Source organism: Methylocucumis oryzae, assembly GCF_000963695.1.
GTDB classification, from domain to species: domain Bacteria; phylum Pseudomonadota; class Gammaproteobacteria; order Methylococcales; family Methylomonadaceae; genus Methylovulum; species Methylovulum oryzae.
In genome coordinates, this window is record NZ_LAJX01000161.1 from 1 (window position 1) to 12,746 (window position 12,746).

Sequence of the window (12,746 nt, forward strand, 5' to 3'; positions counted from 1 at the left end):
ATATAAGGCCCTGATAACAAGGTATTTAAACCCGACACACCACGCAAACCTACTTGCGGCCTAACCACCCAAAACAACGTTTGTTGTTTAAGATAAGCCTCAGCGTCGCTGTCCATTTGTGCCGTGACGACAATGCTTTTAGAATCCTGGCTAATATGAATTTCGGTAACCGTACCGACTTCAACATCTAAGTATTTGATTTTAGTTTTATCAACTTCTAAACCTTCGGCATTAGGCAAGCTAATCGTAATCACTGGACCTTTTTCCGAAAATGATTTGTAAATTAACCAACCACTGACTAATAACGCTATTAAAGGCAAAAACCAAACAATAGACAGACTGGGTTTACGATTAATCAACAGCTCTTCAGAATCATAGTCCTCGCTTGTTTCATTCATAGATGTCCATCATCCCAAAGTAAACGTGGATCAAAACTTTTAGCGGCTAACATGGTTAATACCACAACGGCCGCAAAGGCTGTCGCCGCTGGCCCGGCAATCACTTCTGAGACGCCGCCGAAATCGACGACCGCGATAAGAATTGAAATCATAAATATATCTAACATAGACCAGCGACCGACTAACACAATCAACCGATATAACACAGCCCACAAGTGCGCATGTCTACGCCAGCGCAATTTGACATGTACTAATAACAGCGTAATGCCAATCAACTTTAATAACGGCACAATAATACTGGCTATAAAGACTAAAATGGCAATTGGCACCATATCTTTTTCAACTAATGACAAAATACCACCTAGGATTGTATGTTTTTGCGTCACGCCTAATTGCGTAACCGTCATGATAGGAAACATATTCGCCGGAAAATATAAAGCATAACTACTTAATAACAACGCTGTAGTACGTTGTAAACTGTAAGGAATTCGTGCATAAAGTTTTGCGCCACAACGTTCGCAATAGTGCTCTGGCTGAATAATGTTAGCTAATAAGCCACATTCTCCACAACGCACAACCCCTTGACTTAATGCGCTCCGTTTATGTTTCATGAGTTAACTCAGCAATTTTATGCCAAAAAAAATTGCGCATCTAAGGTGGCTGCTAATACAACCGTAATGACTAATAACACGACAAACGCATACAAACCAAAACCAAAAATTAAATCAGCCGAGGCCGATAATTTTACACACGCCACAATAATGCCTAATGCGTAAATTTCCAGCATGGCCCATTCTTCTAAATGCTGTAACCAAGCCATACAGAAAGCCAAATAGCGGTTAGCCTTATTAAGGTGTAAATGGACGCTGATAAAAAAAAGTTAATAATAAATGCGTAATCGGGAATGCCATGCTCGCTAAAAACACGACAATCGCTAGCGCCCATAAACCTTCTTGAAATAACCCTGCTACACCAGACCAAAGCAAGCCACTATGACTTTTGCCTAATAATTTCATACCTAGCAAAGGCAAGGTATAAGCAGGGATGCTAACGATTAATCCCGCTATCGATAAGCCAAGACAGGCCTCGATGCTGTGCTTATGCGGCCTAGCTAATTGACAGCGACAACGCGGACATAACGCTTGTTCGCCAGGGCGTAAATCTGTTATACGCAATAACAAATCACATTCTGGGCAAGCAATAAGATTTTTAACCGACAACAAGGGATTTGCTGTAATCGCAGCCATTATTTTTTTAGTAAATCTTTTAAATTAGCAAACGGATTATGTGTTGCTGTTTGCGTGGTTGATTTTTGTGTCATGCCTGAACCATAGCGCATTTCTTCATAACGCTGATGCTCGTTATCGTGACAATAAAGACATAATAATTCCCAATTACTGCCATCCGCTGGGTTATCGTCATGGTCGTGATTTTTATGATGCACGGTTAATTCCGCTAAATTTTTATGGGTAAACTCCCGGCCACAGCGCCCGCATAGCCACGGAAATAACTTAAGTGCTTGGCCTCGATAAGATTGTTCACGTAATTCCTGGTCTTTGCGCGCAGCTAAAACAATTTGCGCGGATTTTTCTTTATCTATTCCGGTTTTTCTTAATGTCATGATGCCCCCCTTGAGAACATCTGGGTGATAATGAATTTATCAAATCCATGTTACTATTCCTCTATGATGTGCAGCTATTATCAGCTCTAGCACGCAATGATATTACCACAACCAATTAAAGGTGAGTTTATGGGTTGGAGAAATTTAACGCCGGAATCGGTGTATAGCGACGACGAGATTAACGCAAGATTAAGCGAAGAATTACCGCATTGGTATTTAGAAAATGGCTGGATACGCCGTAAATATAAGACGCATAGTTGGAAAAGCACACTAATGGTGGTCAACACCATAGGGCATTTATCGGAAGCGGCATTCCATCATCCTGACTTAACCGTATCGTATGCGTTTGTCATTGTGAAACTTATGACGCATTCAGCTAAAGGTATTACCAATAAAGACTTTGAATTAGCGAAAAAAATTGAAGAGGTTATTCAATGGCAACCAGGGCTTGAAGCGGGTGCATTAACAGGAACGCCAGAAGACCCACGTTTTGCTTATATTAAATACGATAAATCTTAAGCAAACTATAATTCCCCTCTCCCAGCTTTCCCCTTATCAGGGGGGTGGGTTTATTATCTCCCTCCCCTGGCAACGAGAGAGTTGGGGGTTGAATAATTACAGCGAACTTAGCCGATTACTTTAGCGTAACAGCGTGGCGCCAATATCTATAAAAAGCATTTCGTTATTCTTCAACGCTAGGTTGGTAATAGCCACTAAATCACGATAGTGACTGATTATACTATTACAATCAGAGTCATAGGTCTTTTTGTAGAAACAAACAACAACCTTTCAATAATAAATCAAGCATGAGATAATCGAAAATATTGGCTAATGAGTGATAAGGCTCACAACACGTCGCTACCTGCCTAACCTGGTAGGTCGAGTTACCATGATAGCATTTAGATATGCCCGACCTACCCTAGCATTAACATATAAACCGATATTTAGGCAGAATCATTACAAAACGTTGGAGACTTAATGGGAAACTGTTTAAGACATCAATTCATACATAAAACTTGCCTTCCAGCCAGTTAAAAAGAGCACTAAAATGAAGGTTAGGCTTTTTTGGGTAATGCCGTTAGCTATCGTTATACACTCTGCTATGGCTGAGAAAAATATCATGCTGACCGAATTTACCGATGAGCAAGCCTTATTATTTAGCGAGCTGCCTTCGGTTCTCACTGCGTCCCGCCACGAACAGCCCATCGCCAAAGCCCCAGCTGCAGTCGATATTATCACTGCAGAGCAAATCAAGCGTTATGGTTGGCGAACAATGGCTGCCATATTGGGCAGTTTACCTGGGTTTCTTAGCACTTATGACCGTGCTTATAACCATGTCGGTGTCCGAGGTTTTGCACCACCAGGCGATTACAATACCCGTATTTTAGTGCTGATTGATGGTCATCGCGTTAATGAAAGCCTACAAGACTATGCCGGTCTTGGCCGTGATTTCTTAGTCGATATAGAGAACATTGAGCGCGTTGAAGTTGTGCGTGGCCCTGCCTCAGCACTATATGGTAGCAACGCATTATTTGCTGTCGTCAATGTCATTACGCAACGGGGACGTGATTTACAAGGTGTGCGTTTAGCAGGTGAACTTGCCTACTATGACGCCTATCAAGGCCAAGCTAGCCTAGGTAAAAAATTTAGCAATGGTATCGAAGCCTTATTGTCTGCTAGCCATTATTACAGCGATGGTCATGAGCAGCTACATTTTCCGGGGTTTGGTGACGCATATAACTTAGACACAGAAGAAGTGCAGCGCTTTACTGGCAAATTCTCTTGGCAAGATTTTACGTTAAGCGGAAGTTGGCTTAATAGACAGAAGTATTTACCCACCGGAACAACAGGTACCACGTTTGGCGACCCTGGCACTTATTATCACGACCGACGTGCTTATGCTGATTTGAATTATCATCATGTATTTACCGGCGACTGGGATGTGACGGGGCGTTTATTCTGGGACGGTTATGAGTTTGATGACGACTTACCCTACCACGTATCAAGCTCGCAACGTATTGTTAACCGCGACTATTGGCAAGGCCAATGGTTTGGCTCCGAAGTGTTAGTCAGTCATACTTTTTTTGATGCGCATAGAATAACCCTAGGCAGCGAGTTTAGATATAACTATCAACAGGTTATGTCAAATAGCGATGAAAATCCTTATACCTTGTATGCCGATAATCATCAAAGCAGCTCTATTGTCGGCGTCTATCTGCAAGATGAATGGACGCTGTTGAGTAATTTATCATTACAAGCCGGTGGACGTTGGGATCATTATGACAGCTTTGGCGACACAGTTAACCCGCGCTTAGGACTCATTTATCAACCCACTAGCAGCACAACATTAAAATTGCTCTATGGCCGAGCTTTTCGTTCACCCAATGCATTTGAATCGTCTTATACTTGTTGTCAAAGCTCAGTTCCTTGGATAGGTAACGCTAATTTACAACCCGAAAAAATTGAAACCTTTGAAGTCGTTTTGGGAGCAACGCTTAGGCGATTACTTTAATGTGCGTTTTAGCCCTTACTATAACCGTCTTAGCGATTTAATTGGCTTAACGGTATCAAATACCGGGATTAGGCAATTCCAGAATCAAGGCAACGCCGATGCGCATGGCCTAGAAACATTACTCACCGGACATTATCGTGATGTTGAAGCCCGACTAAGCCATACTTATCAACAAATGAGCGCTGGACAAACTGCGTCAAACGTACCGCTACACATGGTAAAGCTTAATTTAAGCGCGCCTATTTGGCGCAACGTTGTCTTTGCCAGCGTAGAAGTTCAACACGTAAGCTCACGCAGAACAGTAAAACAAGCGACTTCGAGCGACTATACCATCGCTAATTTAGTTTTATTTTCTAAGCATTGGTTACCAGGACTAGAATTGACAGGAGGTCTATACAACGTATTCGATGAGGCTTACACAGACCCCGCAAGCCCGCCTATTTTACCGGATGTGGTATCGCAAGATGGTCGGAACTTACGCATACGGTTAAGTTATGAATTTTAATTGGAATATTATCGGCTACACACTTTAGTAGGGACAGGGTGTTTAGGGTGCAGGTGTTGGCAGCAGGGATGCTGCCATCAAGCCTACAGGGATGTATTTACGGCGTCCTGCACCCTGAATACCCTGTCCCACCTTACGTTGGTAGCCATATTATCTACTGGATTGCATATTAGTCGTTTTACATAAAAATCAAAAAAATAACAGGTTACCAACTTAAGATGGGACAGGGTGTTTAGAGCGCAGGTGTCGGCAGCAGGGATGCTGCCGCCAAGCCTACAAGGACGTATTTACGGCGTCCTGCGTTCTGAATGACCTGTCCCGTCTTAAGTGTGTAGCCAAATAAACTGGCTCATACAACTATTAACCCAATACCTGAGTTGAACTTGAAAGCTTTTATTTGTCGCACCCGATTGGCTGCACTTATTTATCCTATGCTTTGTTACCTGCCTCTACGAAGTAAGCATCAACTCAATATACTTTATAGCTATCTTTTAAACTTGCTTGTTAACATTTATCATTACCCAGACCCACTAGGGAATGTGTACAAAGTAAAATCGCCATCTGTAGGCGCGGTCATTGACACGATACCAATAAATCCGCCCCGACAACGAACGCATTACCAATGTTATTTCATGCTCACTCCTAGCTATAGCGATAATACTGTATGGTCGGTACTATTCTTAGTATGGTCACGTTTTGCCGTTTTTACGCGTCACCCTAGCCTCTTTAAAAATAGGGATAACCTATCTTGTATGTTTTTCAATTTGTTATAGCTCAGAAAATCTATTAGTCGTGCAAAGCCACGACACAACGCCGTATCAGCAAGTCTACACCGGCTTCAAAAAGGGGTTAGCCACACACAATATAACGACTTATTATCAAACGTTGACATTAACACTTGATAATGCCGACGAACACTTTAAACAACAACTACAGTCGGCGCATCCCAGCCTAATATTAACCTTAGGAACCCCTGCCACTGAATTTACCTTGCAACGCGAAAGTAAAATCCCTGTTGTCGCCAGCTTACTGCTAAACACAAAATGGCTTAGCAACCATGCAAATGCCACCGGAGTAAGCTTAAATTTTCCAGCCGAACAACAATGGCTATGGTTACGCCGCCTATTACCCGATGCAAAACATATTGCGGTTATCTATAATCCGCTTACCAACATCGATCAATGGATGGCTTTTCAACAACAGGCGCAGGCATCGAATATAGAGCTAACCCCTGTTCCCATTACTCGCATTGAAGACTTTGCAACGCTATTACAAGGCTTAAATACGCAACTCGACGCAGTTTTAACCTTACAAGGCCCAACTTATAATGAAGCGGCCATTCGGGAATTGCTTTTATACTCGTTCAGAAATCGTGTACCGTTAATTGGCTTATCGGCGCAATGGGTTAAAGCCGGAGCCTTATATGCCTTAGATTGGGATTATCAAGACCTCGGCATACAAGCGGCCGAACAAGCTATTGAGATAATAAAAAATAAAACAATGCCGCAATCATTAACACTGCAAATTCCACGCAAAGCCAAACTGGTGCTCAATAGCCAAACCGTTGAGTATATGAAACTCGATATTCCTGAAGCCTGGCTAAGCGAAGTGACTGAGGTATTGCAATGAAATGGCTGAATTCGCTAGGCATTGCTAAACGCTTTAACCTATTAAACGCAGCGATAGTGTTACTCACTGCGTTTAGCATCGGCTTTATTGTGACGTATAAGCTATTAATGTTGCAATTTGAAACCCGGCAACAATATAACCAAGCCTTAGCCAGCCTACTCGCCGAATCCAGCGAATACGGAGTTTACGCACATCAACATCAACTCTTACAAAATCAATTAAAACGGCTAAATAGCTTACCCGGCTTAGCCTATGCCGCTATTTTAGACCAACAAGGCCAAACACTCGCCGAATTAAGACCAGCGCAAGCCAGCGCCTCTCATCGACAAGAAGCTCAAACGCTAATCTTCTGGCCTTGGTGGGTTAAAGTCGGCGGCATCAATTTTTCTGAAATTGCCCAACCCATCAAAAGCGGCAATTTTCAAAATGAAGACATGCTGTTTCTTAGTGCCGGTGCTGCGTCCCAAACCATAGGCCATGTGCGCATAGAAATGGACCCAGTTTATTTTGAAGAAGTCTTAATAAATACTTTCTTACTCAGTTTAGGTGTAGTCATTATTATTTTAATCATGAGCCTAATCACTTTCATGGTATTGACGGCGCGTATTACCATGCCATTAAAAAAATTTAGCGAAGTCGCTCATGGCGTGATAGAAGGCCACATGGAGCCGATTACCCTAAGCAGCGGCGGACCTGAACTGCAAGAATTAGCCAAGGCATTCAATCTCATGACCAATTGGTTAAAAGACTACCGCCTTGAAGTCAAAAACTACCAAGCTATTTTAGAGCAGCAAGCGTATTACGACGAGCTAACCGGACTTGCCAACCGTGTGCTATTAAAAGACCACTTGCGTCTAGCGATGGCCCAGGCAAACCGTCACCAGACCTCAGTAGCACTGATGTTCCTAGACTTAGACCGATTTAAGTTTATCAATGACACGCTAGGACACTCTTTTGGCGACCAATTACTACAAGGTGTTGCTACACGACTACGGCAACAAATAAGAGCAGATGACACCGTTGCCCGCATGGGGGGCGATGAATTTATTATCATTATCAACGACCTAAGCTCTGAGCATGAGCATGCCAAAAAAGATGCGGGCTACATAGCCAGTCAAATCGGCGATTCGTTAAGCAGGCCGTTTTATATCGATGGTCACCCTATTAATACTAGCTTTAGTATTGGTATTGCCTTTTATCCGCGTGATGGCGAGGATGAAGAAGTCTTAACACGTAATGCGGATTGCGCCATGTACGAAGCCAAAGAGCGAGGCCGTAATACCTATCGCTTTTATGACGAACCCTTGCAGCAACGGAGTATGCGTCGCCTCAGTCTTGAAAATGGTCTGAAACAAGCCTTAGAAGAACAAGCCTTTTCATTAAATTTCCAACCTAAATATGACATGCGCACAGGCCGGATTATGGGTGCTGAAGCATTACTACGCTGGCGTTATCAAGACAACTGGGTATCGCCTATTGAATTCATACCGTTAGCCGAGGAAACTGGATTAATCTTACCGATAGGTCAATGGGTGATAGAAACCGCTCTCACTAAGCTGGCTTACTGGCGTAGTAAAGGCATTGTAGATGCAAACTTTCATGTTGGCATTAACGTGTCGCCGCAACAGTTTTGGCATCCTGGTTTTGCCGATCAAATCCACGCCATGATTGAGCGGCTTTTGCCAAACGCAGGACATACCGTTGAACTAGAACTCACCGAAAGCTGTTTATTACGTTCCTCTGAACAAAGCCAGCATACGTTTCACCGCTTAAAAGCCAGTGGCGTGCGCTTTGCTGTTGACGATTTTGGCACCGGTTATTCCAGCTTAAGCTATTTAAAACAATTTCCACTGGATATTTTAAAAATAGACCAATCTTTTGTACGCGATTGCATTATTGACCCCAGTGACGCTACGATTATTCGCGCCATTATCGCAATGGCTAAAGGCCTAGGCTTAGATGTGATTGCCGAGGGTGTAGAAACGTTAGAACATGCGGCGTTTCTTAAACAATCCGGTTGTCACTTATTACAAGGTTATTTACTTGCTAAACCTTTGCCTGCTAAAGAATTTGCCGAATTTTGCCAAACATTTAGTTCGCATCCGATACACCATGATTTTCAACTAGTTTATGCAACAAGTGCCGCCTAATTGAAGTCACAATGAACGTTCACCTCATTCTCGCTGAAGAATATCCTGCAGCATCATCTGCCGTTGCACGAAAGTGCGTTTGAACAAGCGGTTGCACCACTGTATCCTGCGCCAGACTTATCTCAGCTAGGCCGCCTTTCCAATAACACAAACATCACACCTGACGCCAGCACCAACCCGGCGCCTAACAACGCAGAACCGGTTAATACCTCACCAAACCAAAAAAAGCCCAGCAACCAGGCAAAAACCGGCCCACTGTAACTCATCACAGAAATAACCGCCGCTTTGCCCAATTGAAACGAGCGCGTTAACCACAGTTGAGCAAAAAACGCGCTAATCGCCACACCTAATAACAGCAACCATTGCTGTTGACTAGGCCACACCCATGCCTGTACCGCAAACGGCGTACTGCCTATACTCGACACCGCAACAAAATAAAACGCCACCGTGCATGGATGTTCATGTTTCAATTTACGAATAAAGAAAAATGAGCCGGCAATTAAAACAGATGCAGCAATCCCCGCAGCATAGCCTAAACGGCTAATATGTAGCTCAGGACTCACCAACAGATAAACGCCAAACAAACTTAGTAAAATCAGCAACACCACACTGAATTTTAACGCTTCATGCAAAAAAATCGCCGCCAACACCGCGACTAATAACGGTGCCGTATTCGCCAACAACGTCGCGGTCGCTAACGGCACATGAGTAATCGAATAATAATGTGCGATTAACGCCATAAAACCAACACAACCGCGCCACAACAAATCCCCTCGATGCCGGCCGCGAAACGACACGCCTTGCCAGGTCATATAAGTCCCAAACAATAACAAACCCGATACGCTACGCACACCGACGATTTCAATAAAGGGAAGCTCTCTTAAGCCACGCACACATGCTGCCATAATGGTAAACATGAATTGCGCGCTAATCATATAGGCAACGCCTAAGGTTAATTGTTTATTCACGGATAATTTAGTCAAGTAGGGTGCATTCCATGCACCAAAAATATATAACACATTGTTTTAGGAAGTATTTTTTGACTCAGATACACCGCCACTGCCCACAGTTAAGCTACTTTGGAGTACAAAGCTTGCTTTGTGCGGTGTTTAACCAGTGCAAGGCAAGCCTTGCACTCCGAAAAACGGCAACTTAAATGCTTAACTTAACGGCAGAATTCTTTGGTGCATGGAATGCACACTACGGAGCTGGCAATTCAACGCTTGTTTGCTTTTATCAATTCCCTGAACACCTTAGCGTAGTTGGATTTTTTACGGCATGTTTTTTATTGAATTTGTTACAATTTTTTAATGGTGCGTACAGTACACCTTAGTCAAAAACCGAACATGACCGTTCAGAGTATAGTTTAGCAAGGATTGAAATAGGGTTAAATCAAGAATGCCTGTTAAACCATAGGAGATACAGGCCTATAAGTCTCTATTCTACTTAATCGCAAGAGTTTATGAATATAAGACAAGACAGCTAAAGTGAGAACAACGTCATCTCAGCATGGATTGTTGGAATGACGGTTTAGCTCAACTGACTATCATTAAATCTGTCCCGCTTTAAATTGGTAGTCATGAATAGCTCGACAAAGTTAGTACATAAGTTAATCTGAGAAACCCAAATATAATGCTTGACAATTCTTTATTAACAATCATCATCACGCAGTATCCGCAACACAGCGATTAAACAACGATACAAACTTGTGGTTTAGCACACCCCAAGCAGTTGATTTATTGACACGACAATAATGAGTAATACCTGCACGATTAGAACCGTTATCCCCTATTCACCCTGGAGGCGTTATGAAAATACCAGACATAAATATACTGGCTATCTTAGGCAAAACTAAACTTAAGGCGTTTATGCTTTGGCTGCGACGAATACCACTGGCGGAGTTTAACAATAATCGGTTAGCAAAGCCTGCACCGATAGCTTGCGGGATATTGCTGATGGCATTGAGTGGTCAAGTATTGGCTAGTACTTGGTTTGATCCCAAGACCAATACCTGGTATTTTAGATTTAAAGATGCTAAAGGCAAAATTCAGGATATTCCTGTAGATTATTTGGACAGAACCGGAGGTTTAGTCTTATCCAGCTTCGGAATTGGCCCTTCGGGTCCAAAGTTATCGACTAAGCTCGATCAAGAAACAAAAACCTCTCCATTACCCCAAATACCCAACTCGGTTTATCACAACGCGTACCAAATTGATACCGAAAGCTTTACGACAGATGTGGGCGAACCGCTAGTCACCGGCATGACCCGAACCTTTGGCCGCTTTTACAAAGCCACGCGCAATGAGCGTGTGGTGCTAAATACCTATGGTTCAACCCGCTTTGGTTCTGATTTAGATACGATTATAGCTGTCTACCGTATTGATTTTTCGGGTGGTGCGACCGGTGCGGATGCGTTAAAAACGCGTCGCGGTCAATGACGATAAAAACCTCCCAGGCTTCAAAGGAGCCAGCTTAGTGCAATTCGATGCACATAAAGGCGAGTATTATGCGATTCAAGTCGGCAGTAAAAACGAAGGTGGCGATGTACTGTTAACCGGCTTTACCTTTCCGCAGTCAGGCGGCTTGACTATTCAACCGTTAAACGCCTCCGGCGGCTACAGTTATTCATGCAATATCACAAGCGGATACGACGGTAATGTGTGTGAGGATGCAAGCTATATTGTCTATAACAGCACAGATAAAACCCTAGCTGTAACCGCATCAACCGATTTAACCGAGGGTTTTACTGCACCTAAGTCGTTTACGTTAGTCCCCGGCGCTGCCGCAGTAAAAACCTTTACCTATAACCCGGCATTGTTCAATCAAGCGCTACAAACCTTAAGCGGCGGTTTCAGCTTTACCGGTAAGGCCGCCGGGAAAGTGGTCGCCCAAATTACCATGCCCGCTAGAGTCAGCATACATGCTAGTACCAGTGAAAACCCAACGCTTAAATTAACTGCTACGCCCAACGTCTTGTCCGGCACGACCGGCGATGTGTTTACATTTCCGGTCACCATTAAAAAATGTCGGCTCAGTACCCGCTATCGGCTGTTACGTTACGAATAGTGGTAGTGAAATCACTTTACAAACAGCCTGGGCGGCTTATGATTTAAAAACCCAACAAGTCGTTGGCGATGCCAATATCCCTTTCGATATTGCGGTCGGGAAATCTGCAACCATTCTTGTGGCGATGCGTTCATTTACAGATAGGCTGGCTGACCCGACCTCTCAATCCCCTGTCGAGATAGGCTGTGCTAACGGTGAAACCTTCTTTAATACGAACAGATTCGACTTAACCAATACGGTCGATTTCACCAATAACATCAGCCAATATCCTAAACTAACCTTGCTGAAAACAACGCCGCAAAATTCAATTCTTAACATTTCAGCACCCGGCAAAGTCTTTACCGCAACGTTTCGCAATGATAGCGACACAACCGCAGAGGTCACTGCGGTCGTTAATGAACAATCGTTTAACTATGAAACGGGGCAAATTGAAGCGTTCGGCGTAGCGGTTTGCAGCGCAAGTACTACCGACGCCGATTGCCTAGGTTCGACCGAACACGAGCTGCCGCTACTGATTGATGCTGGGAAAAACGTTACCGTTAAAGTCGCCGTGCGTTATCCGGCAGAAAGCTACGGCTTTTCACCCAAAAAAGGCGTGTCTTTGTTGCTTAAACATGGTTATGACGCCGGGGGCTTTGTACTCGATGGGTTCATACCACTAACCGGTCTAACCAAAGCGTTAAAACGGAGCAATTGATAGTCTCGACATTGCTCAGCCAGGTAGGGTGCATTCCATGCACCAAAGAGAGCGCACAGATTGAACGTTTTAGGGTTATGTGAAAAATGGTGTTTGGTGTGATTGGGTCGGGATTCCTTCGGAGATACACGTTATTGACGCAGGTCTTTGGTGCATGGAATGCACCCT

14 protein-coding genes are annotated in these 12,746 nt (G+C 43.6%); 8 read left to right on the forward strand and 6 right to left on the reverse strand.

The genetic code is table 11. The annotated features are described in order from the left end of the window. The 5 genes from VZ94_RS15020 to VZ94_RS15035 all read right to left on the reverse strand — a co-directional run. Nucleotides 1-398 (reverse strand): MlaD family protein (locus VZ94_RS15020; protein WP_045779854.1); only part of this gene is annotated, 398 nt, incomplete at its 3' end. Beyond that, nucleotides 395-1,009, reverse strand: coding sequence for a paraquat-inducible protein A (locus tag VZ94_RS15025; RefSeq protein WP_045779855.1), 615 nt, complete (start codon nt 1,007-1,009; stop codon nt 395-397). The genes VZ94_RS15020 and VZ94_RS15025, both read right to left, overlap by 4 nt. 17 nt (nt 1,010-1,026) lie before the next feature. Further along, nucleotides 1,027-1,218 carry a paraquat-inducible protein A gene (locus tag VZ94_RS30895; RefSeq protein WP_275575278.1) on the reverse strand — a complete coding sequence of 64 codons (192 nt, stop codon included), beginning with the start codon at nt 1,216-1,218 and terminating at the stop codon, nt 1,027-1,029. 28 nt (nt 1,219-1,246) lie between these two features. Continuing rightward, nucleotides 1,247-1,645 carry a paraquat-inducible protein A gene (locus tag VZ94_RS30900; RefSeq protein WP_275575280.1) on the reverse strand — a complete coding sequence of 133 codons (399 nt, stop codon included), beginning with the start codon at nt 1,643-1,645 and terminating at the stop codon, nt 1,247-1,249. Further along, nucleotides 1,645-2,019, reverse strand: a complete 375-nt coding sequence (locus tag VZ94_RS15035) for a YajD family HNH nuclease (protein WP_045779856.1) — start codon at nt 2,017-2,019, stop codon at nt 1,645-1,647. Before VZ94_RS15035 ends, VZ94_RS30900 begins: the two co-directional genes overlap by 1 nt. 129 nt (nt 2,020-2,148) lie before the next feature. Between VZ94_RS15035 and VZ94_RS15040 the strand changes: the two genes are divergently transcribed. The 5 genes from VZ94_RS15040 to VZ94_RS23305 all read left to right on the forward strand — a co-directional run bounded on the left by VZ94_RS15040 (nt 2,149) and on the right by VZ94_RS23305 (nt 8,815). Further along, the gene (locus VZ94_RS15040; protein WP_045779863.1) at nt 2,149-2,538 is read left to right on the forward strand and encodes a 4a-hydroxytetrahydrobiopterin dehydratase; all 390 of its coding nucleotides are present in this window, start codon (nt 2,149-2,151) and stop codon (nt 2,536-2,538) included. 553 nt (nt 2,539-3,091) lie between these two features. After that, nucleotides 3,092-4,531, forward strand: coding sequence for a TonB-dependent receptor plug domain-containing protein (locus VZ94_RS15045; protein WP_045779857.1), 1,440 nt, complete (start codon nt 3,092-3,094; stop codon nt 4,529-4,531). Next, complete coding sequence (locus VZ94_RS15050; RefSeq protein ID WP_157844949.1) at nt 4,491-5,036, forward strand: TonB-dependent receptor domain-containing protein; 546 nt, start codon at nt 4,491-4,493, stop codon at nt 5,034-5,036. Before VZ94_RS15045 ends, VZ94_RS15050 begins: the two co-directional genes overlap by 41 nt. 696 nt (nt 5,037-5,732) lie before the next feature. After that, entirely contained in the window at nt 5,733-6,665 is a 933-nt protein-coding gene (locus VZ94_RS15055; protein WP_045779859.1) for an ABC transporter substrate-binding protein, read from the forward strand. Further along, nucleotides 6,662-8,815: an EAL domain-containing protein gene (locus VZ94_RS23305; RefSeq protein ID WP_052700599.1), complete on the forward strand. Its 2,154-nt coding sequence runs from the start codon at nt 6,662-6,664 to the stop codon at nt 8,813-8,815. Before VZ94_RS15055 ends, VZ94_RS23305 begins: the two co-directional genes overlap by 4 nt. Nucleotides 8,816-8,937: 122 nt before the next feature. Here VZ94_RS23305 and VZ94_RS15065 read toward each other — a convergent pair whose 3' ends face one another. Beyond that, on the reverse strand, nt 8,938-9,783 hold the full coding sequence (locus VZ94_RS15065) for a DMT family transporter (RefSeq protein ID WP_192828662.1): 846 nt from the start codon (nt 9,781-9,783) through the stop codon (nt 8,938-8,940). Nucleotides 9,784-10,623: 840 nt separating this feature from the next. Between VZ94_RS15065 and VZ94_RS15070 the strand changes: the two genes are divergently transcribed. The 3 genes from VZ94_RS15070 to VZ94_RS15080 are packed head-to-tail and all read left to right on the forward strand — an operon-like array spanning nt 10,624 to nt 12,578. Further along, nucleotides 10,624-11,253 carry a hypothetical protein gene (locus tag VZ94_RS15070; protein ID WP_045779860.1) on the forward strand — a complete coding sequence of 210 codons (630 nt, stop codon included), beginning with the start codon at nt 10,624-10,626 and terminating at the stop codon, nt 11,251-11,253. 37 nt (nt 11,254-11,290) lie between these two features. Next, complete coding sequence (locus VZ94_RS15075) at nt 11,291-11,881, forward strand: hypothetical protein (RefSeq protein WP_045779861.1); 591 nt, start codon at nt 11,291-11,293, stop codon at nt 11,879-11,881. Then, on the forward strand, nt 11,808-12,578 hold the full coding sequence (locus VZ94_RS15080) for a hypothetical protein (RefSeq protein ID WP_045779862.1): 771 nt from the start codon (nt 11,808-11,810) through the stop codon (nt 12,576-12,578). Before VZ94_RS15075 ends, VZ94_RS15080 begins: the two co-directional genes overlap by 74 nt. The last annotated feature ends 168 nt before the right edge of the window (nt 12,579-12,746 follow it).